General features: G+C 57.3%; 25 protein-coding genes. 16 read left to right on the top strand and 9 right to left on the bottom strand.

Annotated elements, in window-relative coordinates; translation table 11 throughout:
- Nucleotides 1–3: 3 nt before the first annotated feature.
- The 9 genes from ispF to lpxL all read left to right on the top strand — a co-directional run bounded on the left by ispF (nucleotide 4) and on the right by lpxL (nucleotide 8,440).
- Nucleotides 4–492: a 2-C-methyl-D-erythritol 2,4-cyclodiphosphate synthase gene (ispF, locus tag ACW17M_RS15615; RefSeq protein ID WP_022522354.1), complete on the top strand. Its 489-nt coding sequence runs from the start codon at nucleotides 4–6 to the stop codon at nucleotides 490–492.
- On the top strand, nucleotides 485–1,516 hold the full coding sequence (gene truD, locus ACW17M_RS15610; protein ID WP_027958032.1) for a tRNA pseudouridine(13) synthase TruD: 1,032 nt from the start codon (nucleotides 485–487) through the stop codon (nucleotides 1,514–1,516). Before ispF ends, truD begins: the two co-directional genes overlap by 8 nt.
- 169 nt (nucleotides 1,517–1,685) lie before the next feature.
- A complete protein-coding gene (surE, locus tag ACW17M_RS15605; protein ID WP_022522356.1) occupies nucleotides 1,686–2,432 on the top strand; it encodes a 5'/3'-nucleotidase SurE in 747 nt (248 codons plus the stop codon).
- Nucleotides 2,419–3,096 (top strand): protein-L-isoaspartate(D-aspartate) O-methyltransferase, encoded by a 678-nt coding sequence (locus ACW17M_RS15600; RefSeq protein ID WP_022522357.1) that lies wholly within the window; start codon nucleotides 2,419–2,421, stop codon nucleotides 3,094–3,096. Before surE ends, ACW17M_RS15600 begins: the two co-directional genes overlap by 14 nt.
- The gene (locus tag ACW17M_RS15595; RefSeq protein ID WP_009287330.1) at nucleotides 3,093–4,052 is read left to right on the top strand and encodes a DUF368 domain-containing protein; all 960 of its coding nucleotides are present in this window, start codon (nucleotides 3,093–3,095) and stop codon (nucleotides 4,050–4,052) included. Before ACW17M_RS15600 ends, ACW17M_RS15595 begins: the two co-directional genes overlap by 4 nt.
- 6 nt (nucleotides 4,053–4,058) lie before the next feature.
- A complete protein-coding gene (locus ACW17M_RS15590; protein ID WP_457547744.1) occupies nucleotides 4,059–5,138 on the top strand; it encodes a peptidoglycan DD-metalloendopeptidase family protein in 1,080 nt (359 codons plus the stop codon).
- A gap of 165 nt (nucleotides 5,139–5,303) precedes the next feature.
- A complete protein-coding gene (gene rpoS, locus ACW17M_RS15585) occupies nucleotides 5,304–6,278 on the top strand; it encodes an RNA polymerase sigma factor RpoS (protein ID WP_022522360.1) in 975 nt (324 codons plus the stop codon).
- 134 nt (nucleotides 6,279–6,412) lie between these two features.
- Nucleotides 6,413–7,513, top strand: a complete 1,101-nt coding sequence (alr, locus tag ACW17M_RS15580; RefSeq protein WP_022522361.1) for an alanine racemase — start codon at nucleotides 6,413–6,415, stop codon at nucleotides 7,511–7,513.
- A gap of 12 nt (nucleotides 7,514–7,525) precedes the next feature.
- Nucleotides 7,526–8,440: an LpxL/LpxP family Kdo(2)-lipid IV(A) lauroyl/palmitoleoyl acyltransferase gene (lpxL, locus tag ACW17M_RS15575; protein WP_009287327.1), complete on the top strand. Its 915-nt coding sequence runs from the start codon at nucleotides 7,526–7,528 to the stop codon at nucleotides 8,438–8,440.
- Nucleotides 8,441–8,748: 308 nt separating this feature from the next.
- Here the strand turns inward: lpxL and speD are convergent, their stop codons facing one another.
- From speD to ACW17M_RS15550, 5 genes are all read right to left on the bottom strand, one after another.
- Entirely contained in the window at nucleotides 8,749–9,543 is a 795-nt protein-coding gene (gene speD / locus ACW17M_RS15570; protein WP_022522363.1) for an adenosylmethionine decarboxylase, read from the bottom strand.
- Nucleotides 9,540–9,968: an OsmC family protein gene (locus tag ACW17M_RS15565; protein WP_022522364.1), complete on the bottom strand. Its 429-nt coding sequence runs from the start codon at nucleotides 9,966–9,968 to the stop codon at nucleotides 9,540–9,542. The genes speD and ACW17M_RS15565 overlap by 4 nt, the downstream gene beginning before the upstream one ends.
- A 71-nt stretch (nucleotides 9,969–10,039) precedes the next feature.
- Nucleotides 10,040–10,462 carry a gamma-glutamylcyclotransferase family protein gene (locus ACW17M_RS15560; RefSeq protein WP_027958028.1) on the bottom strand — a complete coding sequence of 141 codons (423 nt, stop codon included), beginning with the start codon at nucleotides 10,460–10,462 and terminating at the stop codon, nucleotides 10,040–10,042.
- Between the two features lie 3 nt (nucleotides 10,463–10,465).
- Nucleotides 10,466–11,134, bottom strand: coding sequence for an N-acetylmuramate alpha-1-phosphate uridylyltransferase MurU (murU, locus tag ACW17M_RS15555; RefSeq protein ID WP_022522366.1), 669 nt, complete (start codon nucleotides 11,132–11,134; stop codon nucleotides 10,466–10,468).
- Nucleotides 11,131–12,141, bottom strand: coding sequence for an aminoglycoside phosphotransferase family protein (locus ACW17M_RS15550; protein WP_457547743.1), 1,011 nt, complete (start codon nucleotides 12,139–12,141; stop codon nucleotides 11,131–11,133). The genes murU and ACW17M_RS15550 overlap by 4 nt, the downstream gene beginning before the upstream one ends.
- Before the next feature lie 70 nt (nucleotides 12,142–12,211).
- Between ACW17M_RS15550 and ACW17M_RS15545 the strand changes: the two genes are divergently transcribed.
- The 5 genes from ACW17M_RS15545 (at nucleotide 12,212) to apaG (ending at nucleotide 18,100) form a co-directional block, all read left to right on the top strand.
- Nucleotides 12,212–14,662 carry an LPS-assembly protein LptD gene (locus ACW17M_RS15545; RefSeq protein WP_278371487.1) on the top strand — a complete coding sequence of 817 codons (2,451 nt, stop codon included), beginning with the start codon at nucleotides 12,212–12,214 and terminating at the stop codon, nucleotides 14,660–14,662.
- A gap of 39 nt (nucleotides 14,663–14,701) precedes the next feature.
- Nucleotides 14,702–15,727 carry a peptidylprolyl isomerase gene (locus ACW17M_RS15540; protein WP_027958025.1) on the top strand — a complete coding sequence of 342 codons (1,026 nt, stop codon included), beginning with the start codon at nucleotides 14,702–14,704 and terminating at the stop codon, nucleotides 15,725–15,727.
- An 11-nt stretch (nucleotides 15,728–15,738) separates the two neighbouring features.
- A complete protein-coding gene (gene pdxA / locus ACW17M_RS15535; protein ID WP_159177240.1) occupies nucleotides 15,739–16,803 on the top strand; it encodes a 4-hydroxythreonine-4-phosphate dehydrogenase PdxA in 1,065 nt (354 codons plus the stop codon).
- A 95-nt stretch (nucleotides 16,804–16,898) separates the two neighbouring features.
- On the top strand, nucleotides 16,899–17,726 hold the full coding sequence (rsmA, locus tag ACW17M_RS15530; protein ID WP_027958023.1) for a 16S rRNA (adenine(1518)-N(6)/adenine(1519)-N(6))-dimethyltransferase RsmA: 828 nt from the start codon (nucleotides 16,899–16,901) through the stop codon (nucleotides 17,724–17,726).
- Nucleotides 17,723–18,100, top strand: a complete 378-nt coding sequence (gene apaG, locus ACW17M_RS15525; protein ID WP_022522372.1) for a Co2+/Mg2+ efflux protein ApaG — start codon at nucleotides 17,723–17,725, stop codon at nucleotides 18,098–18,100. Before rsmA ends, apaG begins: the two co-directional genes overlap by 4 nt.
- On the opposite strand, the gene ACW17M_RS15520 is transcribed toward apaG, so the two are convergent.
- Both ACW17M_RS15520 and ACW17M_RS15515 read right to left on the bottom strand, forming a co-directional pair.
- Nucleotides 18,097–19,545 (bottom strand): FAD-dependent oxidoreductase, encoded by a 1,449-nt coding sequence (locus tag ACW17M_RS15520; protein ID WP_027958022.1) that lies wholly within the window; start codon nucleotides 19,543–19,545, stop codon nucleotides 18,097–18,099. The two genes, apaG and ACW17M_RS15520, sit on opposite strands and share 4 nt — an antisense overlap.
- Nucleotides 19,545–19,724, bottom strand: a complete 180-nt coding sequence (locus ACW17M_RS15515) for a hypothetical protein (protein ID WP_081742558.1) — start codon at nucleotides 19,722–19,724, stop codon at nucleotides 19,545–19,547. Before ACW17M_RS15515 ends, ACW17M_RS15520 begins: the two co-directional genes overlap by 1 nt.
- 219 nt (nucleotides 19,725–19,943) lie before the next feature.
- On the opposite strand from ACW17M_RS15515, the gene ACW17M_RS15510 reads away from it, so the two are divergent.
- Nucleotides 19,944–20,765: a symmetrical bis(5'-nucleosyl)-tetraphosphatase gene (locus tag ACW17M_RS15510; RefSeq protein ID WP_159177238.1), complete on the top strand. Its 822-nt coding sequence runs from the start codon at nucleotides 19,944–19,946 to the stop codon at nucleotides 20,763–20,765.
- Entirely contained in the window at nucleotides 20,762–21,919 is a 1,158-nt protein-coding gene (locus ACW17M_RS15505) for a polynucleotide adenylyltransferase (RefSeq protein WP_457547742.1), read from the top strand. Before ACW17M_RS15510 ends, ACW17M_RS15505 begins: the two co-directional genes overlap by 4 nt.
- 1 nt (nucleotide 21,920) lies before the next feature.
- Here ACW17M_RS15505 and folK read toward each other — a convergent pair whose 3' ends face one another.
- Entirely contained in the window at nucleotides 21,921–22,469 is a 549-nt protein-coding gene (gene folK / locus ACW17M_RS15500; RefSeq protein WP_009287322.1) for a 2-amino-4-hydroxy-6-hydroxymethyldihydropteridine diphosphokinase, read from the bottom strand.
- Nucleotides 22,466–22,846, bottom strand: coding sequence for a dihydroneopterin aldolase (gene folB / locus ACW17M_RS15495; protein WP_022522378.1), 381 nt, complete (start codon nucleotides 22,844–22,846; stop codon nucleotides 22,466–22,468). The genes folK and folB overlap by 4 nt, the downstream gene beginning before the upstream one ends.
- Nucleotides 22,847–22,934: the final 88 nt, after the last annotated feature.

The raw sequence follows: 22,934 nt of genomic DNA, 5'->3' as shown, positions 1-22,934 counted from the left end.
ATAATGCGTATCGGCCACGGATTTGATGTACACCGTTTCGGCCCCGGCGATCATTTAATGATCGGCGGCGTTAAGCTGCCGTTTGAACACGGCTTTGTGGCCCACTCCGACGGCGATGTGCTGCTTCACGCGATTAGTGATGCACTGTTGGGCGCCTGTGCGCTGGGCGATATTGGCCGCCACTTCCCCGATACTGACCCGGCGTGGGCGGGGGCTGATAGTCGCGAGCTGCTGCGTCATGTAGTCACGCTGACTCAAGGTCAAGGCTATGGGGTGGTCAATATCGACGCCACGCTAATGGCTCAAGCACCTAAAATGGCACCGCATATCGAGGCAATGCGAGAAGTCATTGCTGCCGATCTAGGCGTCGCGCTTGGTCAAGTCAACGTTAAAGCCACCACCACCGAACGATTAGGTTTCACCGGGCGCGGTGAAGGTATCGCCGCGGAGGCGGTGGTGCTGCTTAACCGTGCTGAGGCGCTTAATGATTAATATGCCTGAGTGGCAGCGCTGTCTCGATGCTCAATTTGGCTCTCCCAAACCGGGCCAGTACCGTGCCCAGCCGGAAGATTTTTGGGTCGATGAGCAGCTGGATTTCACCCCTGAAGCACACGGGGAACATTTGTGGCTGCGAGTTGAAAAGCGCAATCAAACCACGTTAGATGTCGTCAATACATTAAGTCGGCTTTGTGGCGTAACGCCCCGTGATATCGGTTACTCTGGCATGAAAGACCGCATTGCCGTCACGCGCCAGTGGCTGAGCGTGCATCTGCCCGGCCGCGACGCGCCCACGGAGCTTGAGCAGTCGCTTAATGCGCTGGGGATCACTGTCGTTGAGCAGGCGCGCCACCCACGTAAGCTGAAGCGTGGCGTTCACCGCACTAACCGTTTTGTATTGCGCCTTAGCGGTGAGGCCATTGAAAGCGAAGATTTTGTCAGCCGCTGGGAAGCCCTTTGTCAGCATGGCGTGCCTAACTATTTTGGCCCCCAGCGCTTTGGGCCCGAAGGACGTAATCTTCAGCGTGCCGAAGCATTACTTAACCGAGGTTGGCGAAAACGCGACGATCGCCAGGGTATGATGCTCTCCACTGCGCGCAGTTTTTTGTTTAACGAACTGCTCAGCGCGCGCATTGCGGATGGCACCTGGTCGCAGCCGCTGGCGGGAGACACGTTGATGCTGGACGGCACCCAAAGTGTGTTTCGTATCGACGCCTCCGACCATACGCTTCAGGCCCGCGCCGCTGAACTGGATGTGCATCCCACTGGGGTGCTTTGGGGCGTTGGTGAAGCTGACCAGGGCGACGCCGCTGGCTATGAAGCCCGTTTGCTGGAGCACTACCCTGGGCTATGCAGTGGCTTACAACGCAGCGGAGTAAAGCAGGCACGCCGTGCACTTCGTATGCGGCTGCTGGAACCCCAGTATGCTTGGGAGTCAGGTGCTGTCCGGCTTTCGTTTTCGCTGCCGCGGGGCAGCTTTGCCACCGCTGTGCTGGGTGAGCTGATGTTAGCGAACTGATTTAGCTATTAGATTTGAGATTAGCATACAGAAAAGTTAGTAAAAGAGAGGGATATGAGCGGCCGCGTTTCGTGCATATGCTTTTGCGCTCACGTCTCTTGTGGCTATCACTCTTGGCTTACGACTCTTGTGCTTATAACTTTTGTGGTTAAGAACAGGGAGACCCACTATGCGGCGACTGCTGCTTTCCAATGATGATGGTGTGTACGCGCCCGGACTGCGTGCGCTGCACGATGCGCTGTTGGCCCATGCCAATATTCGCGTAGTGGCGCCTGATCGAGACCGCAGTGGTGCTAGCAACTCGCTTACTCTGTCACGGCCTCTCTCGTTGACGCCTCTGGATAACGGCTTTTATAGCGTCGATGGTACTCCCGCGGACTGCGTTTATTTGGGCGTTCACGGCGTATGGGATGAAAAACCCGATTTAGTCATCTCCGGCATCAATCACGGCAGTAATCTGGGCGATGACGTGCTCTATTCAGGCACTGTCGCGGCGGCGATGGAGGGGCGTAATTTAGGTATGACGGCGATTGCCATGTCGCTGTGTGGCGAGCGTCATTTCGCCACCGCTGCCAGGGTCGCTGCCACCTTGATTGGTGCTGCTGATCAGCTCTCTCTGCCGCCGAGAACGCTGCTGAATGTCAATGTGCCCGATGTGCCCTGGGAGGAGGTTAAAGGCGTAAAAGTGACTCGCTTAGGCTATCGTGGGCCAGCCGAGAAACCGTTAGCGGTAAAAGACCCGCGGGGGCGTACGCGCTACTGGATTGCGCCGGTAGCGGCCAATGCCGATGACGGTGATGATACCGATTTTGCTGCCGTCGAGGCGGGCTATGTGTCGATTACTCCCTTACAAACAGACCTAACGCGGCACCCCGCGCTTAACGATGTGCAGGAATGGTTGGATGTTTTTGCCTGATATCTCTCCAGGAGAGCTGCGCGGTCGCGGCATGACCTCCCAGCGTACTCGTGACCGCATGGTCGAGCGCCTCATGCAGCAGGGCATCAGCGATGCCCGGGTGCTGGAAGTCATGGCCAGAGAGCCGCGTCATCTATTTGTTGATGAAGCGCTGGCCCATCGCGCTTACGAAGATACCGCGCTACCGATTGGCTTTAGCCAAACGCTGTCGCAGCCGTTCATCGTGGCGCGCATGACGGAGCTTGTGTTGCGCGCCGAGCCGCGCAGGGTATTGGAACTGGGGACAGGGTCTGGCTATCAGACGTTAATACTGTCGCGCTTGGTCGAAGAGCTCTACTCCATTGAGCGCATCAGTGCGCTACACGAGCGTGCGGCGGAGAGGTTAAGACGGCTAGCAGCACCTGCCAGACTGGCGGTGGCGGACGGCGGCTATGGTTGGCCAGACGTTGCGCCGTTTGACGTTATTTTGCTAACCGCCTGCGCCCAGACGCTACCCACACCGCTACTAGAGCAATTGAGCCACGACGGGGTGCTGATTGCTCCGTTGGAAGAGCCCGATGGCAACCAGTGGCTTACTCAAGTAAAGCGCATTGGCAGTGCCTTTGAAAAACGTCGGCTTGAGCCCGTGCGTTTTGTACCCTTACTGCAAGGAGTAGTGGATTGAAGCGGCAACCCTTGGGAATATTTTTACGAGGCGCAGGGATGGGCGCCGCCGACGCAGTGCCTGGCGTGTCGGGAGGAACGATTGCATTTATTAGCGGTATCTATGAAGAGCTGATCAATACGATCAAACAGTTTGGCCCCGGTGCCATCGGCGCTTGGCACCGCGGTGGCTGGCGGGCTCTTAGCAACCATTTGAATCTCGCCTTTCTGGTGCCGCTATTGGCGGGGGTCGCGGTTAGCCTGTTTAGCGTAGCGCATTTAGCGCTCTGGTTGATGGAAGCGCACCCGCTGCTGCTGGATGGCTTCTTTTTTGGCCTGGTGGCAGCCTCTGCTCTGGTGGTCGGACAGGCGAGTAGCGGCTGGAAGCTTTGGTATCTATTGCCGCTACTGGTGGGGCTAGTGCTCGCCCAGGCGTTACCGGGCATGATGCCGCTGGTGTTATTAATTGGTAATGAAGCGCTGGTAGTCATGGTGGCAGGCTGCATCGCGATTAGCGCCATGCTGTTACCGGGCGTGTCAGGTAGCTTTCTATTGCTGACTATGGGCCTCTACGGCACCATTATGGGTGCAATTCGCAGTTTGGATCTGGGCATTATCGTGCTGTTTGGCATGGGCTGCATAGTCGGCTTAGCGCTGTTTTCACGACTTCTGTCCTGGCTGTTACGGCGTCACCATACCCCAACGATGCAACTGCTATTGGGGTTTATTGCCGGTTCGCTGCCGGTTCTCTGGCCATGGCGCGAGCTGTTACGCTACCAAATCGGGCCAGAAGGGCAAATGATTCCTCTGGAGTACCGCTATTTATTGCCCGCTGACTATGCCGTATTGACCGGCGCTTCGGCACAAGTGGCCGGTGTTGTTGCGCTAATGGCCGTGGGTGCCCTCATTGTCGTGTTACTCAACCGACATGCAGATCGTCGGCCAATCGATACCCAGCTTGGCGCTGAAAAGGAGTAGGTTTGAATGCGTAAAGGTCATATACCTAAAGTACTCATGATGTCGGCGCTGGCATTAGCCATTGCTGGCTGTGCCAGCCAGCAAGGCGGAAGCCCCCAGGTGCGCGATTTAAGCCAAGCACGCCAGGCGGTGGAAAACTCGCCCCAGTACACGGTGAAAGCGGGTGATACTTTGTATGGCATTGCTTGGCAGCACAATTTGGATTATCGCCAGCTCGCGGCAATCAATAACATTGATCCGCCCTACCAAATTCGGCCAGGGCAAACGATTGCCCTGCGTGAAGGCGCTGGGTCGGCATCAACGGCCAGTAACCAGCCCACGACGAATACCTCAAGTGGCGCAGTGGCGACCGGGCTGAGCCCACAGACGGCCTCAGTGGCCAGCGACGACCAGGAGTTGGATTGGCTACTGCCCGATGAATCCGCGATTCAACGCAACCAGCGCCTTACCGCTGAACGCAATGCAGCAGAGCAAGAGGCTGATGAATCGTCCTCAACACCTCAGCCTGAAGTCGTCGCGGCGGCTGAGCCTGAGCCCGCCGAGCAACCTGAACCACAGCCATCATCAGGACCCGAACAAGCTGAGCCACAGCAAGCGCCGGCACCGCAGCCCGAATCTGAGGCCGAATCTGAGCCCGAACCACAGCCTGAAGCAGCGTCTGCCACACAAAGTGCCAGCGTAGACCGTTCATCGCGTACCTATACGCCCGCCGAAAACATCGACTGGCAGTGGCCTGCCGATGGTAATGTGGTCGGGGCATTTGGTCAGGGTGATAGCATCACCGCCGGGATTGATATCGCTGGTGAAAAGGGGCAACCTGTTAAAGCAGCAGGCCCCGGCATTGTGGTTTATGCGGGCAGTGGCGTCAGGGGGTACGGCAACCTCATCCTTCTCAAGCACAACGATCAGTTCCTGAGTGCGTATGCTCATAACGACAGCTTACGGGTCAGTGAAAATGACGTAGTAGAGGCTGGTGAGGTGATTGCCACAATGGGGGATAGCGATGCTGAAAACGTCAGATTACACTTTGAAGTTCGCCGTGATGGGCAGCCGCAAGATCCCATGGACTTCCTGCCTTCTCGCTAATGCACTCACCGGGATAGTGAGCAGTCAGCGCATAACTTGGACGTTGCCCGAATCGCAGCATTCGAGCGTCATATAACAATCGTCACATAACAATATGGTGTGCGTCTTAGAACGCACCCTTTGACTTTCTAAATGGCGGGTAGGCGACAAACGAGGGGTAAGGCCATGAGTATGTTGGAGAAAGATCTACAGGAGGTTGACCTGGACGCTGCTGAGGAGGCACTTGATGATACCGATGACGATGTCACGATAGAAGAAGATGCCTTTGAGAAAGCGCTAGGGCGTGAGGATCGTCAATCGACCCAAAGCTTGGATGCGACGCAAATCTACCTCAACGAAATCGGCTTTTCGCCACTGTTAACGCCAGAAGAGGAAGTTTACTACGGCCGCTTAGCGCGTAAAGGCGACCCCTTGGGTCGCTCACGAATGATTGAATCCAACCTGCGGCTGGTAGTGAAAATTGCCCGCCGCTACCTAAACCGCGGCTTGACGTTGCTGGATTTGATCGAAGAGGGCAATTTAGGTTTGATTCGCGCGGTAGAGAAGTTTGACCCCGAACGGGGCTTTCGTTTCTCGACCTACGCCACTTGGTGGATTCGTCAAACCATTGAGCGGGCGCTGATGAACCAGACGCGGACGATCCGCTTGCCCATTCACGTGGTCAAAGAGCTCAATATTTACCTGCGTGCGGCGCGTGAATTGACTCAAAAGTTTGACCATGAAGCCACCGCCGAAGAGATCGCTGATCACCTTGATAAACCGGTCGATGTGGTCAAAAAGATGCTCGGTCTTAATGAGCGCGTATCATCTGTCGATTACCCCATGGGTGGTGAAAGTGATAAACCGCTGATCGATACATTGGCTGACGATGAAGTGCAGGGGCCTGAGGCGCGGCTAGTGGATGGCGACGTTAAAGAGCATGTGGATCTTTGGTTGGATGAGCTGAGCGAAAAACAGCGCGAAGTCGTGGTGCGCCGTTTTGGTTTGCGCGGTCACGAATCGGCCACCTTGGAAGAGGTGGGCGCCGAAATCGGTTTAACCCGCGAGCGAGTTCGCCAGATTCAGGTCGAAGCACTCAAGAAACTACGCCGTGCATTGGAAAAACAGGGCCTTTCTTTAGAGGCGCTGTTTGAAACCTGAGTGAAGCTTAGGCGAACGTAAATCGCGTTATCTCTCTAAGCCGGGCGAGCGCCAGTGAGCGCTTACTCGGCTTTTTATTGCTGGCAGTTTTATTAATAAACTTTTATTGCTAAATCAGGTAAGTGAGAAAGCACATGCGCCCCCTTGTGGCCGATATTGATCTGGACGCGCTGCGTCACAACTATCAATTGGCGTGCCGCTGCGCGCCGCAAAGCCGCTCAGTGGCAGTTATCAAAGCCGATGGGTATGGGCATGGCGCGCTGGCCTGCGCTCAGGCGCTGGAAGGCCAGGCTCCCGCGTTTGCCGTTGCCTGTATCGAAGAGGCGCTTACCCTGCGCCAGGGCGGCATTACCCAACCCATCATCCTGTTGGAAGGTATCTTCAGCGCCGACGAGCTGGAGCTGGTGGATTCCCACGGCTTCTGGATTGCGGTACACAGCCAATGGCAGGTTGATGCTTTGTTAGCCGCTTCACCTAAAAAGCCAATTCCTGTCTGGTTGAAAGTTGACTCCGGCATGCACCGCCTGGGCTTTGCCATCGACGAGGCCGCCGCTATCTGGCGTCAGCTAAGTGCCGCGCCAAGCGTGGCCTCGCTCCACCTTATGAGTCATTTTGCCAGCGCCGATTCCCGCGATAACCGCTATTTCAACCAGCAAATGACCCGGCTGCAAGGTCTTGCTAGCGAGCTAGAAGCGCCGCTGTGCCTGGCCAACTCACCGGCTACCCTGGCGTGGCCGGTGGCCCATGGTGACTGGAACCGGCCAGGTGTGATGCTCTACGGCAGCGACCCCTTGGAAGTTGCCAACGAAATCACTCAGCAACTGCAGCCGGTGATGACCCTACGCTCGGAAATAATTGCCCTGAGGGAGCTGGAAGAGGGCGAGCCCGTTGGCTATAGCGGGCGCTGGCGCGCACCGCGGCGTTCACGCATTGCCGTGGTCGCCTGCGGCTACGGTGATGGCTATGACCGTCATGCCCGCGATGGCACGCCGGTACTGGTCAACGGCCAGCGCTGTGCGATTGCCGGAAAAGTCTCCATGGATATGTTGACCGTTGATGTGACGGACGTACCCGACGCCGCGATTGGCAGCGACGTTGTATTGTGGGGCAGGGCCAGCAACGGCGAGGTGCTGTCGGTGGATGAAGTGGCCCGCTACTGCGATACCATCAGCTATACGCTGCTAACAGGGGTACTGCCTCGGGCGCCGCGGCGTTATCATGGGCGTTCTGCTTAAACGGTTGTTTGCATGTCGAAATCACGTTACCCGCGCTCATTCGCCCACCCGCGTTACTGGCCCACATGGCTGGCTATTGGTGCCATGTATATCGCTGCCTGGTTGCCTTGGCGATTAAAAATGGCCATTGGCAAAGGGCTTGGACTGCTCGCCTGGCGCTTTGCCAAACGGCGGCGCCATATTACCGAAACCAATATAGCGCTCTGTTTTCCCGAAAAGAGTCCCCAGCAACAGTATCAGCTCGTTAAAGATACCTTTATTGCCAATGGCATTGGTCTGATTGAAACCGCAACCGGCTGGTGTCGCGATGGCGAAAGCCTACGCCACCGGGTCGCTTACATCGGCGAAGAGCATATGGCCCGCGCCGAGGCCCGGGGTAAAGGCGTGATCATTGTGGGGGTTCACTTCTCTTCCCTCGATTTAGGGGGTGCCCTGCACGCGCTGTTTTTCTCTGCCGATGCGGTCTATCGACCGCATAATAACCCGCTGTTTGAGCGTTTTATGACCCGCGCCCGCGGGCGCAATTTTGGTGTTGCCCTCGACCGTTATGACTTGCGTGGCGCGGTGCGTCAGCTCAAGGATGGACGTATGGTGTGGTACTCACCGGATCAGGATTTTGGCCGCGATGTGAGCGTATTTGCGCCGCTATTTGGTCAGCAGGCCGCGACTATTCGCTTAACGGCCAAGCTTGCGCGTATGACCGGCGCGTCAGTGGTGCCGATGATGTTTCACCGCAACCCGGATAACGCCACCTATACCATTGAAAGCCTGCCTGCCCTGGAAGGTTTTCCCAGCGGCGATGAAGTTGCCGATGCCACACGAATCAACCAGTTTATTGAACTGGCCATTCGCAAGCATCCCGAGCAGTACCTCTGGCTACACCGACGTTTTAAGACTCGCCCTGAAGGCGAGCCAAGCGTTTATTAAACGGCGATAGCCCTTCCTGTCATCGCGAGCGAAGCGCGGCGATCTCGGCTTGAGTGCCCACCGTAGGTAGAGATTGCTTCGTCGCAGGCTCCTCGCAATGACAGATAAGCCAGGCTCCTAATGCCCTTCCTGTCATCGCGAGAGAAGCGCGGCGATCTCGACTTGAGTGCCACCGCGGGTAGAGATTGCTTCGTCGCAGGCTCCTCGCAATGACAGGATAAGCCAGTATATTTAGTTGATATGAAAAAAAAGCCAGCGTTCGCTGGCTTTTTGGTGTTTCGGTGCTGCGTTGAGACCCGTTTGGGGGCTTAATCCAGATTGCGGGAGTAGAAAATTTCCAGCATCTCTTTACGCAAACGGCCCTCGATATCCCGGGCTTCTTCAAAGGTAATATCGCGACGCGACGTGCCGAACAGGTAGTTATCCAGTTCGAAGTCTTTGAGCAGCATCTTGGTGTGGAACATATTCTCCTGATACACGTTGACGTCCATCATCTGATACGCATTCTTGGTGTCTTCAGCGAGGTAGTCTTGAATGGAAGTAATACCGTGATCGATAAACAGTTTTTTGCCATCCACATCGCGAGTAAAGCCACGCACCCGGTAATCCATGGTGACGATATCGGAGTCGAAGCTGTGGATCAGGTAGTTCAGCGCTTTTAATGGGCTGATATGACCACAGGTGGAGACATCAATATCCAGGCGGAAGGTGCTAATACCGTTGTCGGGGTGCGACTCGGGGTAGCTGTGCACCGTCACGTGGCTTTTATCCAGGTGGCCAACCACCGTCTCCGGTAGCGGGCCGGGACCTGGCTCAATTTGTTCAGGCGCCGCCTCATCAAGCTCATGTTCGGCAATCAAAATCGTCACGCTCGCGCCGTGGGGCTCGTAGTCCTGGCGGGCGATATTGAGCACATGGGCGCCGATGATATTGGTGACGTCTTTAAGAATCTGCGTCAAACGTTCGGCGTTATACAGCTCATCGATATAGTCGATGTAAGCCGCCGTCTGCTCTTCGGTTTTGGCATAACAGATATCGTAAATGTTGAAGCTCAGCGAGCTAGTCAGGTTGTTAAACCCGTGGAGTCGGAGATTGTCTGTCACGTCCGAGCCTCCTCCATAATCTCAAAGGAATGGGTGATCTCAACGCCGCCGTTAACGAGCATGATCGAGGCACTGCAGTATTTTTCAGCGGAGAGCTCAACCGCGCGGGCCACCTGCTTCTCTTTCAGCGCGCGACCGGTCACCACGAAATGGACGTGGATCTTGGTAAAAACGGCGGGCACTTCATCGGCGCGTTCGGCGTCTAGCTCAGCAACGCAGTCGGTCACATTGGCACGCGCTTTATCAAGAATATTCAAGATATCAAAAGCGGTGCAGCTGCCCATGCCCATTAGCAGCATTTCCATTGGGCGAGGCCCTGTGTTGCGACCACCGTGGTCGGGCGGGCCGTCGATCACAACGCTGTGCCCGCTACCGGATTCCGCCACGAATTGGCGGCCTTCTGTCCATTTTACCCGTGCTTTCACGTTGCTCTCCTCATCTAGGCGACGAAAGGTAAGTCGCGCAGCATAACATTTCTTGGCCTGCGCGCCTCTTCTCAGCGCCGCTGTTGAACATTGCTAATGTTCGGCATGCGCCAGCCACTCTCATAAATAGCTGTTTTACCTGTCACACTCGGATTGTAAAGATACACCCAGGCGAGACCAAAACAGGTGGTTATCTGCTGGCGGTCATACTCACCCTCTGACGGCGCATCGATGCGGTAGTCCTCTAACCAGTCTAGCTGGGCCAGATGGTCAATACTGATCTGATAGACTTCAATCGTCACCCCTTTTGACCGCTGCCATTTGGCACCGGGGTAGGGGCCAATATCGTAAAGCGTGAGCGCTTTGGTAACGTCGCTCCCGAGCAGAGTGGCTCCGTTTAGCCAGTGGGCATTGTTGAAACCTTGCTTGAGCGTGCCGTAGACCGCTACCCGTGGAGTGTTGGCGATTGCCTCACGTAAGTGGTGCGGATGCATAGGCTAACCCCTTTCGCTCTGTAGCTGGCGTTCCAGCGCCGCCAGTCGTTCAGGGGTTCCAACGTCGACCCAATGCCCTTTATAGTGCTCGCCGCTTACCCGGTTGTTATCGATAGCAGTTCTCAGCAGTGGCGCCAAGGCAAAGGCGCCCTGGGGTTGTCCGGCGAGCAGCCCTGGGTGAATCACGCTGATACCTGAGTAGGTCAAACGCTCAGTGCTGGTTTGATTCACGCGCCCTCCTGCTAGTCCAAAATCCCCACTGGCGTGATGAGAAGGGTTTTCCACCAGCATCAGGTGAGCCAGATCATTGCCTTGCAGCGCGTGCTGGGTGGGGAGCGCTGCGCACCAAACATCGCCGTTAATCAACAGAAACGGCGCCTCGCCAAGCATCGGCAGCGCTTGCTGAATACCGCCTCCGGTTTCCAACGGTTCGGTTTCGCGACTCCAGTGAATGTGCAGTCCATAGGCGTCACCATCGCCGAGCGCTGCGATAATCTGCTCTGCACGGTAGCTGACATTGATGACGACCTCATGAATACCTGCCTGGCGAAGACGCGCCAGGTGGTGCACGATTAGCGGCTTGCCCGCCACGGGCAGCAGCGGCTTGGGGCAGTGGTCGGTGAGCGGACGCATTCGCTTGCCTAGGCCTGCGGCTAAAATCATCGCTTTCATGACGGTATTTCCGCTAGTCGTTTCATAATGGCAGGTCTTAAGGTGAGTTGGAGCCACTCAGCGAACTCAGCCTGCTCGGTCAGAAACGAAAAGCTATCTTCCAGATGATTCAGAAAGTGGGGTAAGCGCTCGAGATAGCCACTTTTTTGATCGCGCAGGGTTAAGCGGCAGAAAATCCCCAGCACTTTTAGTGAGCGCTGGGCAGCCATCGCGTGGCACTGGAGCAGAAAAGTGGCAAAATCGACACTGCTGGGCAGTCGACCATCATGGCGGGCCTGGTGATAAAAAGCCTCGACAAAGCCAGCGAACTGCTCATTGCTAAAGCGGCAGTATCGCCCCCGTAACAGCGAGATCACATCGTAGCTGAGCGGGCCAGCCACGGCGTCCTGAAAGTCGATCATAAACAGACGCTGATCGTGCAGCATCAGGTTCATGGCATCAAAATCACGGTGCACAGTCACTACCGGCTGCGCTAAGGCATGCTGGATAAGCTGCTCACGAACAACGTGCCAGCTCTCTGGCGATGGCAGCGTTAACCAAGCGCTGAGACACCACTCGGGAAACAGGTCGAGTTCGCGGCCCAACAACGCCGTATCATACACGGGCAGCGAGTCAGGGCCTGCGCGATTTTGCAGCTCGGCGATCAGCGTGAGAGCCTGCTGATGGTAAGCCTGTATGCTAGCGTCGTCGCTAAACAAACACTGTAGGGGGGTGTTACCCAAGTCTTCAAGCAGCAGAAAGCCGTCCGCCAGGTTGGTGGCGTGCACCTTGGGTACCGGCAGTCCGGCGCTTCGCCAGCGCTTGGCAATGGTTACAAACGGCTGGGAGTCCTCTTGCTCAGGCGGGGCATCCATGACCACCTGGGTGGTGCCGTCGGGTAGTGTTAGGCGAAAATAGCGCCGAAAACTCGCATCGCCCACGGCGGATGAAAGCGAAATATCGGTCTCAGAGAGACCGTTTTGTTGGGCGGCCCACATGGTGAGGGCGTTAATCCGATATGAGGACATGCAAGCTCCTTGCTGGTCGGGCATCATGCGGGCTGTATAATACCGATTCTGGATGCCAAGGATAACGAACATGGGCAAGCGATTTTCGCGCACGTTGCCGGTTGCGCATACGCTGATGGGCAGTTTGCTTGCTGGCGCCTCGTTTACAGCGGTGGCTCAGGGTCAAACCATGTCCGCTGAAGCGTTGGATTGGCAACCCTGGGGGGAAGAGGAAGCGGCTAACCAACTGTGCCGGGGCCGCTATGTAATGCCCAGCTACCGCTTGCCAGCGGAAGATAACCCGGAAACCGTCTCGTTGGAGGCCCGGGAAGTCGATTACGCTGCCGATGGCGAAGCATTGCTACGCGGCGATGTGGTACTGCGCCGCGGCAATGAAGAAGTGGAAGCGGAGCGTATCTTTTTACCCGCTGACCGTCAGCAGGTCGACGCAGAAGGTAATATCGCCATCCGCGATGGGCGCGCTTTGGTGCGTGGCGAACAGGCGATGCTCCGGCTAAACGAAGATCGGGCCACCCTGGGTGACAGCCACTATGTGCTCTACGAGCAGCATCTGCGCGGTCAGGCTAGTCAGCTAGAGCAGACCGGGGAGGGCGAGTACCGCCTGCAAGACGCAAGCTTCACCACCTGTGACCCAGGCGCCAATAGCTGGCAACTGGTCAGCAGCGATATTCGCTTGAACCAAGCCGAAGGCTTTGGCACAGCGCGTCATGCGCGCCTGGAAGTGAAAGATGTGCCGGTATTTTACTGGCCATGGCTGCGCTTTCCCATCGACGATCGCCGCCATACAGGCTTGCTGTCTCCGTCGATTGGCTTTTCAACGGACGGTTTTGACTACGCCCAGCCGTTTTATTGGAATATTGCCGCAAACCACGATGCGACGATCACGCCGCGCTGGATGAGTGACCGCGGGCTGTTGATGAACGGTGAGTACCGCTACCTGTTTGAGGAGAGCTCGGGCATCGTTGAAGGCGGCTATTTAAACAGTGATAACGGTGGCTCTGGCGGCGGAGAAAATCGCTTTGAGGGTGATGATCGCTGGTATGTGGATGCCCGCCATGCGGGGCGGGTAAATGAGCGCAGTAATTATCGGCTGCGCTACGGGGCCGCCAGTGACGGGCGCTATTTCGATGACTTCGGCGGTGAGTTTGGCGAGAGCGAGCGCGCCAGTATGGAGCGTTTGGCCCAGGTCGATTACCGCGGCCAGCGTTGGCAGTTGGATGCCCGCGCCCAGGGTTTCCAGCGCTTGGAAGACCCGCTTAGCGATAGCGATAAACCCTTTTATCAACTGCCGAGTCTGAGCGCTAATGCTAACTGGCAGTTCGACAACGGGCTGTATACCCAGTGGCGATCAAACGCGACCTATTTTTGGCGCGACGTGGATGAGCGTCGCGTGCCGGAGCGCGAAGCGGCCACCGGTAGCCGTTTGCACCTAATGCCTGCGGTTGGCTGGCGTTTCGAGCGCCCTTGGGGCTATCTGGAGCCGCGTACCGAGCTGTGGAACACTGCTTACGAGCTGGATTACGGCGAGCGCGACACACAGCGTAGCGACTCACCCAGCCGCAGTGTTGCGCTGACCTCCATCGACAGTGGGCTCGTCTTTGAGCGTGAACTCGCCCTGGGGGGGCGGGACTACCGCCAAACCCTGGAGCCACGTCTTAACTACGCTTATGTGCCGCGTACCGATCAGAGCGAACTGCCTGACTTTGACAGTCGCGAACGCGCTTTCTCCTGGGATCAGCTTTGGTCAGCCCAGCGCTTTTCCGGCACTGACCGCGTTGGCGATCTCAACCGGCTTTCTTACGGCGTGCAGTCACGCTTATTGGAAGATGCCTCCGGTCGTGACCGGCTCTCGTTCGGGGTAGGTCAGAGCGTTTACTTTGATGACCGCCGTATCGATAGCGAGGGCGACGCCGATACGCTGCCGGATCGGCCGGAAGACAACCCAAGCGTCAATCCGGAAAGCCGCTATCAGGCTACGCGGGATCGTTCGCCTTTGGTCACCCGCCTTGACTGGCAGATTAATGATCGCTGGAGCAGCGGAGCAGAATGGCTCTACGATGACCACCGGGAACGCACCGAACGATCAAGTGTTGATGTTAGTTACCGGCATCCCGAAGGGCACGTAGTGAACCTTGGCTACCGTTGGGAGATCGAAGGGTTCGATCCAGGCGTATTGCCGGGCGATAACGGCTTTCGCGACTATGACCGCGAAGAGTGGGATCTCTCATTTGCCTGGAAAGCCAGCACCAACATTGATTTGATTGGCCGCTACCTGCACGATCAAACCAATGAACGCTCACTGGAGCAATTGGCAGGCGTGCAGTGGAACAACTGCTGTTACGGTCTGCAGTTGGTGTGGCGCGAATGGGTAGATGACAATGACACCGCACCCATTAATGATGACTTTAATGATCGCGGGCTATTTTTACGCTTCGTATTCCGTGGCTTAGGCGGCGTTGGCCAGGATGCGGATAGCTATTTTGAACAGACCATTCCTGGCTATCGTCCGACTGCCCTGTAAATGACTTCCATCGAATGGCTAATGAAAGAGACGTTTGTTATGAAAATGAGAAAGCCCCTGCTAGGCCGTATGAAACAGCTATCGGCTGGTAGCCTGCTCGCTTTGTGTGTAGGCGCAGGCCTTGCATTGGCCCCGCTAGCCCTTCAGGCGCAGAACTTCCAGTCCACCCAGCGCCAAGTGCTGGACAGCGTCGTGGCCGTGGTCAATAACGATGTGATTATGCGCAGCGAGTTAGATGATCGCATGACGCAAATCGAGCAGCAGGCGCAGGCCCAGGGTGGTAATCTCCCTCCGCGCTCCCAATTGGAGCGTCAGGTGCTTGAGCGCATGGTAATGGAAGAGATTCAACTGCAGATGGCGAAAGATGCCAACTTGAGCGTCGATGATACCGAGCTCAATGGGCAAGTGCGCTCGATTGCCGAATCCAATGGCATGACGCTTGACCAGTTTGCCGATGCCGTGGAAGCTGATGGTATGACGCTGGCCAGCGTGCGCGAAGATATTCGCCGCGAAATGCTGATGCGCCAGGTGCAGCAGCGCCAAATTAGCAACCGCGTATCGGTCAGCGATCGCGACGTTGAGCGCTTTCTAAACCAGCAGCCCGGCCAGTCCGGCGAGCAGAACTTTATTGAAGAGACCCGTGCCCGCCACGTGCTGATTGCACTGACCCCTAATCGCGATGAAAACCAGGCCCGCGCGCGAGCAGAAGAGGTACGTCAGCGCCTTTCACAAGGCGAGGATTTTGCTTCGGTGGCGCGTGAGATGAGCGACGACAGTGGCACTGCCCTCAACGGCGGCGAGCTGGGCTGGGTTCGCCCAGGGCAAACCGTACCCGCCTTTGAAGAGGCGATGCGCGACCTGGATGTTAACCAGATATCTCAGCCGGTTCGCTCTCAGTTTGGCTACCACGTGATTGAGGTGGAAGAGCGCCGTCGTCAAAACGTTACCCAAGAGAGCCAGCGTGAGCAGGTGCGCCAGGCGATCTTCCAGCGTCGCGCGAACGAAGAGTTAGAGACATGGCAACAAGAGATTCGCTCCCAGGCCTTTGTTGATATTCGACTCTAATGGTAGTGGGAATGGTAGCGGGCACTTTATCTTCCGATAGCGAGCTGCCGGTAGTAGTGACCACCGGCGAGCCGGCGGGCATTGGCCCCGAGCTAATGCTGTTGCTAGCGGCCCAGGGCATCCTCCCCGCGGGTACAGTAGCGATTGGCGACCCGGATATGCTGCGCCAGCGTGCAGCAGCGCTGGGACTAGGTGTCACGGTGATTGAGTGTTCGCCTGGCGAGTACCCAAGTAGCCCCCATGGTTTGCCGGTCTGGCCGGTTGCGCTGAACCAACCGGCCACGCCGGGCGTTCTCAATCCGGCCAACGCTGACTATGTGCTGGCTACCTTGGCGCTGGCGGTGGATGCCTGCCAAAAAGGTCAGGCGGCCGCTATGGTTACGGCGCCACTTCATAAAGGCGTCATCATCGAAGGTGGTCACCCAGCCTTTACCGGCCACACTGAGTGGTTGCGCGATGCCTGCGGCGTCGATGAGGTGGTAATGATGCTCGCCACCGATACGGCGCTGCATGCTGCGTCACCAAGCTGGCAGGGTGGCGGCGATCTGCGTGTGGCGCTGGTGACCACCCATTTGCCGCTGCGCAATGTTGCCGACGCCATCACCTTTGAGCGGGTAACCCGTATTAGCCGACTGCTTGCGGCTGATTTACAGCGCCAGTTTGGGATTGCCCAGCCACGTATTGCGGTATGTGGCTTGAATCCCCACGCCGGTGAAGATGGTCACCTGGGGCGCGAGGAGCTGGATGTTATTATTCCCGCCCTTGATGCACTGCGCGCTGAGGGAATGGATATACTTGGCCCCTTGCCCGCCGACACACTGTTTACCCCCAGGCATTTGGCTGGTGTCGATGCGGTGCTGGCGATGTACCACGACCAGGGTTTAGCGGTGTTAAAATACGCAGGCTTTGGTCAGGCCGCTAACATTACTCTGGGCTTGCCATTGGTACGCACTTCGGTCGACCATGGCACCGCGCTGGATCTGGCAGGCAAAGGCGTGGCAGATCCCGGCAGCCTAAACGTCGCTATCGCCCTTGCGCGCCGTCTAGCTGCAAGGCGGTTGTCTGCTGAGATATAACCTGCTCTGGCACCGATTCGTGCAAACGACCAGTTGCAACAGTGCTGGCTACTACATACTCCCGATTGAATCCGCACCCCAAGGAACACCGTTTGATGTCTACTGTGCCCCAACACCGCGCTCGTAAACGCTTTGGTCAGAATTTTTTACGCGACCTTGGCATTATCTCGCGGATCGTTCGCGCCGTTGGCCCGCGCTCGACGGATCGCCTCGTCGAAATTGGCCCAGGCCAGGGGGCGCTGACCGAGCCGTTGCTGGAAGCCGCGGGGCACTTGGAGGTGATCGAACTCGACCGCGATCTGATTCCCGGTTTGCGGGTACAGTTTTTCAACTATCCCGATTTTGTGATTCATGAAGGCGACGCACTGAAGTTCGATTTTGCTGCGCTGAAAGGCGATGGGCCCGCGCTACGCGTGGTAGGCAACCTACCCTACAACATCTCCACACCACTGATAATACATCTGCTGGCTGCAGGAAGTGCCATACAAGATATGCACTTTATGCTGCAAAAAGAGGTGGTTGAACGCTTAGCCGCAGAACCCGGCGGTGCTGATTGGGGGCGTCTGTCGGTTATGGCTCAGTACTACTGCCAGGTCGAACAGCTGTTTATCGTGCCGCCGGAAGCCTTTGTGCCACGACCCAAAGTCGACTCCGCCATTGTGCGCTTAACCCCCCATGAAACGCTGCCCCATACGGCGGATGACCCAGCGATGCTGTTTGAGCTGGTGAAGCTCGCCTTTGGTCAGCGGCGCAAAACGCTGCGCAATAACTTCAAAGGGCGGGTGAGTGCCGACACCCTGGAAGATCTGGGCATTGACCCCATCCGCCGTCCGCAAACGTTGACCGTGGCGGAGTATGTGGCGATTGCCAACCGTGTCGCCGCCGATGAGCAGGCAAGCGGTGAGCGGGGCAGCCAAACGTGAGTGGCCTAGCAATCAAAGTGAGCGTCGTCCCTAGCTATCGCGCTGATGAGTCTAACGATGGAGAGTCGCGCTATGTGTTTAGCTACACCGTGACTGTCCACAATCAGAGCCCCCATAGCGTTCAGCTGATGGCGCGCTACTGGAAAATCACCCAGGGCAGCGGCGACTGCCAGGAAGTCCGCGGCAAAGGCGTCGTCGGCCAACAGCCGCTAATTGGCCCCGGCCAGAGTTTTCGTTACACCAGTCGCGCCATTCTGCAAACCCCGGTGGGGGTGATGGAGGGTGCCTATACGCTGTTGGATACCTCTACTCAGCGTGTTTTTGAGGTAGCCATTACTCCTTTTAGGTTAGCCGTACCGCTTCAGCTCCATTAGACAGTTTGGGTTAGCCTGCTCTCCAGGTGATCGCAAAGCCGCAGGGCCAGCTGTACTAGCGTTAACGTCGGGTTGGCGTGCCCGGCGCTGGCAAAAACGCTGGAACCCGCCACATAGAAGTTATCCTGGGCAAACAGTCGGCAGTCGGGGTTAACAATGCCTTCCTCGGCATTAAGACTCATACGCGTGCCGCCCATATGGTGACGGCCAGCCAACTCGCCCTCGGTAGGCAGTTGTACCGGCGTATCGGCCAGCCAGTCAGCCATTTGCAGCCTTCCCACCTCGTGGTCGCGCAGATACTCCCCTAACAGCAGCATGCTCTCGCGGATCGTATGGCGATCCAGCTCGGACTGCTGCCACACCAATCGGCTGCGGGGTACGTCCAGATCATCCAGCTCTTCGCTTAACTCTATGCGATTGTCAAAGCGCGGCTCTTGCTCCCAGGCGGCTCTGAGTACCGCGCCGTGTATCACCCGTCCCTGGGCCTGCCAGACACGCAGTCGTCCCGCCAGCGTGGGGGCCTGATCCGCGAGCTCGTCAATCAGTTCCTGGGTGGCTTCAGCGTTCATGCGGTGCAAGCGCAGCCCACAATTCAGTATTTGGCGTGAGCTGATGGATTGAGCGGTGGGGGAGAGGAACACGTTGTAATCCTCGTCCAGCCCCAGTGCCGCTGGCTCAAAAATTAGCGCCTGACCCACCGTGGCGTGGGGGTGCTCCATCCAGTAATGCCCTAGGGTGTCGGCTTGAGGTATAAGCTGGCCATTTAACTGTTGGTTGCACCACAGCAGCAAGCGCGAGTTTTCGATGCCGCCACAGGCCAGCACAAAGTAGCGCGCCTGAACCTTTCGGTAATCGCCTTGGTAGTTTTTGAAGATAGCGCCGGTGACTTTGCCATTCTGGCTTTCCAGCGCCACCAAGTTGGCCGTTAGGCAGCACTCCAACGTGTTCGATTCGCTTAGCGTGGTGGCATATTTCTCCTTCAGACGCGTCGGGTGGCCCAGTGAGAAATAGATGCGCTTGAGCCCAGAATCCGTGATCGGCTGATCAGCAGGCGTAGGCGCCAAGTCGAGCACGCTGGCCGCGGCGCGGTAGTAGGGCGATAACGCATCCCGGCCAATAGGCCAGGCCGTCTCACTGGCAGCACTTTTGGCGGTAAAGTCATAGCGATCGAGTGGTCGGCAGATGCCACCCCAGTGGTTGGTCGACCCGCCCAAATAGCGCAGGCGAGCGCCATAAAGGGGAATATAAGGGTCGCCGACGACTTCGCCCCGGTAGCACTCCTGGGAGCGTTCGCTGTAGTCCGCATCGCCACCTTCGCAGAGCAGTACGCGGTGGCCCCGCTCCGCCAGGGTAACGGCCATGGAAATGCCCGCCGCACCCGCGCCGATAATGCAGACATCCACTGCATGGCTGTGTTCGCTAATGTCCTCAAAAGCGATATACATCAGCGGTCACTGCTGCGCAGGAGCCAACCATTAACCGTCACCGCAGCGGGCGGTGGGTCAAGCTTGGGAGTGGTGGCTCGTGCGGCTGGAAGAAGCGTTGTGCCGGGGAGTATAAGTGCGCCAAGACCTGCCAGCGTTGCCGCTCGCAATAGCCCGCGTCGAGAGTAATCCATTGTCATAAGCGTACCGTTTTCCTTAACAGTTGTTGCGAGGTGGCTACTCGATTGAGTGGTTAAGCTAGCGAGAAGCTCAAGAGCGCCAAAGCGTACTTTTTATAGTGATCCAGGTTTGTACTTTTCACCAGTGCTAATCATCAACATAAGCCACCAGCGACAGGCATAGGATGTCGGTGAAGTGGTAGTATTTAGCCTACTCATTTTATTAAAAAGGCCTCGTGCATGAGCACCTATGCGATCGGCGATCTGCACGGCTGTCACGCCGAATTTGTAGCCCTTCTTGAAAAGCTTAGCTTCAACCCCGCGCGGGATACGCTATGGCTGGTGGGCGATTTGATTAATCGTGGGCCTGGTTCATTGGAGTGTCTGCGAGAAGTGCGCGCACTGGGTAGCTCGGCACGCAGCGTATTGGGCAACCACGATTTTCATTTGCTGGTCGTAGCGCGCGGGGGCGGCAAGCTGAAAAAAAACGATACCTTGAGCGATATTCTTGGCGCGCCTGATCGCGAAGCGCTGCTGGATTGGCTGCAGAGCCAACCGCTTAGCGTGTTTGAAAACAGTACGTTAATGACCCACGCGGGGCTGCTTCCCCAATGGAGCGTAGCCCAGACCGAATCTTTAGGGCGCGAAGTGCAGATGGCGCTAGGCAGTGAGGCATCCGGTGAGTTTTTAACCCAACTGTTTGGTAACCAGCCGGATAGCTGGCACGATGATTTAGACGGCATGGATCGGCTGCGCCTGACTGTCAATGTGCTGACTCGGATGCGCTTTATTGATGCCCAGGGCCGTTTGGACTTTGCGGCCAAAGAGGGATTGGACAGTGCCCCAGAGGGCTTTCTGCCCTGGTTTCAATACCCGCGTGACGATGACACCCGCCTACTCTTCGGCCACTGGGCGGCGCTGGAGGGGAATACGCCCCAGGCGCGGGTACCCGTTGAGGCGTTGGATACGGGCTGCGTGTGGGGCGGACGTCTAACCGCGCTCAATCTGGACAGCGGCGAGCGAACCAGTGTAGCTAGCCTTCAGCAGGAAAAACGACAGTGAAAGAAACAAACAGTGATCCCCGCTTAGCAGGCTTGAACGTGTATCGGGTAGGCGGCGCCGTGCGCGATGAGTTACTCGGCTGGCCGGTATATGACAATGACTGGGTCGTGGTGGGCACTACGCCAGATGCCATGCGCAAGCGCGGATTTAAGCCCGTGGGGCGCGACTTTCCAGTTTTTCTGCATCCCGAAACCGCTGAGGAATACGCCCTGGCCCGCACCGAACGCAAGTCTGGCCACGGCTATGGCGGGTTTGAAGTGCATGCCAGCCCCGATGTCAGCCTGGAAGAGGATCTATTGCGGCGTGATTTAACCATTAATGCCATTGCCCAGAGTACTGAGGGCGAATTAACCGACCCGTTTAATGGTCAAGGCGATATCGAACGGCGCGTGTTGCGGCATATCTCCGCGGCGTTTAGCGAAGACCCGCTGCGAGTGCTGCGTACCGCACGTTTTCTGGCCCGCTATGCGTCACTGGGCTTCACCATTGCCCCTGAAACCCAGGCACTAATGCGTAAGGTGAGCCACAGCGGCGAACTTGAGCACCTGGCCGCCGAGCGGGTGTGGGTCGAAACGGAAAAAGCGCTGGGTGAGCCAAGCCCAGAGGTCTATTTCACCACCCTTGAACGTTGCGACGCGCTCAACGTCTGGTGGCCAGAATTGGCGGGCGAAGCGTTAGTGAAGGGCTTGGCAGCGATGGCTGAGGTACCTGATAGCGATATGTTCCCATTGGCTCATTGGCGCCATGCGCAGTTGGTATCGCCGCTAAGCGCTGAGCAGCGCGATGCCTTGTCGGAACGACTCAAACTGCCCAATGCCGTTGCCCAATTGGCTCGCCATACCGCGCTTACCTATTCTTTAATAAACCATTCGCTAAAAAACCATGCGCTGCCTTCCGACGCATTAGAGGGCCCCAGCGTGCTACGTTGGCTGGAACGTTTGGATGGTTGGCGTAAGCCTGAGCAGGTCGAGGGACAGCTGGCGTTAGTCAAAGTGTTGGCGCCTGAGCAGGTTGGCCCGCTCGAAAACGCCTGGAAAGCTGCTCGGGCGGTAAGCCCCCAGGCACTGATAGCTGAGGGATATCAAGGCGCAGCGCTGGGCGAGGCCTTGCGAGCGCGCCGCGGGCAGGCCGTGGAGGCGGCGCTAACCAAGTAATTTACCGGCGTGCCGCCGCCAGCAGGGGCTGTTCATCCGCTTGGGAGATCCAGCGGCCGCGCCAGCTGAAATCCACCGCCCAAAGGCGCTGGCTGCCTAGCTCGAAGGCGCTCCATAGCGCGGCATAGGACGTGCCGCAGCGGGGGTGGCACTGATTGGGGAGCAGCTCAGCAAGCGGCTGTAGCACGAACGCATTATGGGTAATTTCGCTACGCGGTAAGGCGATTTCGTCAACCGTGCCGCAAAGGCTGCCCACCGTGAGCAAGTCGATATCCAGCGCGCGGGGACTAAATTTGGCAAGACCAGGCAGGCGGCCATGCTCTATTTCCAGTTGCTTCCCCCATGCCTGAAGTTCGCCGGGTGTCCAAGCACTGTGAAACGCCACCACCAGGTTGTAGAAATTGCGGCTGTCGGCGAAACCGACCGGCTCGCTTTCAAACACACGGGAGATCTGCAGGGGGCCGAAGGTATCAGCAAGCGCATCCAGGCAGCAGCGAATATGCCGAGTAGGGTGAATATTGCTGCCTAAGCTGACGGTCACCAGGTTCATGCGCTGATCTCCTGGGTTGCCTCCGGCAGGTTGCCGCGGGTGATTTCCAGGCCGACGCTAACGGCATTGGCAACCGCGCCCGGTTTACGTACCGTCAAGCGCAGCCAAGTGATGGGGAAGTCTGTACGCAGGCATTCAGCGAGCCTTTCGGCAAAGGTCTCTACCAGGGCGAACTGATGGGCATCGGCAAACTGCTGAATGCGCTGGCAGATAGCCGCGTAGTCCAGGGTAAGGCGTAAATCGTCGGTGGCTGCCGCCGAGCGAATGTCGGTCGCCAACACCAAGTCTAAGCTTAGCGACTGTTGAATCGAGCGCTCCCAGTCGTAGACACCAATCACAGTATCGACGCTTAACGCTTCAATCAAAATGCGATCCATCCAGCTTCCCCCTACGGTAACAAGCGGGCGATTGTACGTTAGGATGGGGCTAAACGACAGTATATCGGGCCACAAAGCGAGCATGGCG

Source organism: Vreelandella sp. 2A-K22 (genome assembly GCF_054065485.1).
The sequence above is the reverse complement of the archived record's forward strand: the minus strand, read 5'-3'. Positions and strand labels throughout refer to the sequence as shown.

What these genes read in the sequence shown, in the direction of transcription:
- ispF (WP_022522354.1), top strand. Translation starts at nt 4, where the DNA reads ATGCGTATCGGCCACGGATTTGATGTACACCGTTTCGGCCCCGGCGAT.
- truD (WP_027958032.1), top strand. Translation starts at nt 485, where the DNA reads ATGATTAATATGCCTGAGTGGCAGCGCTGTCTCGATGCTCAATTTGGC.
- surE (WP_022522356.1), top strand. Translation starts at nt 1,686, where the DNA reads ATGCGGCGACTGCTGCTTTCCAATGATGATGGTGTGTACGCGCCCGGA.
- ACW17M_RS15600 (WP_022522357.1), top strand. Translation starts at nt 2,419, where the DNA reads ATGTTTTTGCCTGATATCTCTCCAGGAGAGCTGCGCGGTCGCGGCATG.
- ACW17M_RS15590 (WP_457547744.1), top strand. Translation starts at nt 4,059, where the DNA reads ATGCGTAAAGGTCATATACCTAAAGTACTCATGATGTCGGCGCTGGCA.
- rpoS (WP_022522360.1), top strand. Translation starts at nt 5,304, where the DNA reads ATGAGTATGTTGGAGAAAGATCTACAGGAGGTTGACCTGGACGCTGCT.
- alr (WP_022522361.1), top strand. Translation starts at nt 6,413, where the DNA reads ATGCGCCCCCTTGTGGCCGATATTGATCTGGACGCGCTGCGTCACAAC.
- lpxL (WP_009287327.1), top strand. Translation starts at nt 7,526, where the DNA reads ATGTCGAAATCACGTTACCCGCGCTCATTCGCCCACCCGCGTTACTGG.
- ACW17M_RS15560 (WP_027958028.1), bottom strand. Translation starts at nt 10,462, where the DNA reads ATGCATCCGCACCACTTACGTGAGGCAATCGCCAACACTCCACGGGTA.
- murU (WP_022522366.1), bottom strand. Translation starts at nt 11,134, where the DNA reads ATGAAAGCGATGATTTTAGCCGCAGGCCTAGGCAAGCGAATGCGTCCG.
- ACW17M_RS15550 (WP_457547743.1), bottom strand. Translation starts at nt 12,141, where the DNA reads ATGTCCTCATATCGGATTAACGCCCTCACCATGTGGGCCGCCCAACAA.
- ACW17M_RS15545 (WP_278371487.1), top strand. Translation starts at nt 12,212, where the DNA reads ATGGGCAAGCGATTTTCGCGCACGTTGCCGGTTGCGCATACGCTGATG.
- ACW17M_RS15540 (WP_027958025.1), top strand. Translation starts at nt 14,702, where the DNA reads ATGAAAATGAGAAAGCCCCTGCTAGGCCGTATGAAACAGCTATCGGCT.
- pdxA (WP_159177240.1), top strand. Translation starts at nt 15,739, where the DNA reads ATGGTAGCGGGCACTTTATCTTCCGATAGCGAGCTGCCGGTAGTAGTG.
- rsmA (WP_027958023.1), top strand. Translation starts at nt 16,899, where the DNA reads ATGTCTACTGTGCCCCAACACCGCGCTCGTAAACGCTTTGGTCAGAAT.
- ACW17M_RS15520 (WP_027958022.1), bottom strand. Translation starts at nt 19,545, where the DNA reads ATGTATATCGCTTTTGAGGACATTAGCGAACACAGCCATGCAGTGGAT.
- ACW17M_RS15515 (WP_081742558.1), bottom strand. Translation starts at nt 19,724, where the DNA reads ATGACAATGGATTACTCTCGACGCGGGCTATTGCGAGCGGCAACGCTG.
- ACW17M_RS15510 (WP_159177238.1), top strand. Translation starts at nt 19,944, where the DNA reads ATGAGCACCTATGCGATCGGCGATCTGCACGGCTGTCACGCCGAATTT.
- folK (WP_009287322.1), bottom strand. Translation starts at nt 22,469, where the DNA reads ATGAACCTGGTGACCGTCAGCTTAGGCAGCAATATTCACCCTACTCGG.
- folB (WP_022522378.1), bottom strand. Translation starts at nt 22,846, where the DNA reads ATGGATCGCATTTTGATTGAAGCGTTAAGCGTCGATACTGTGATTGGT.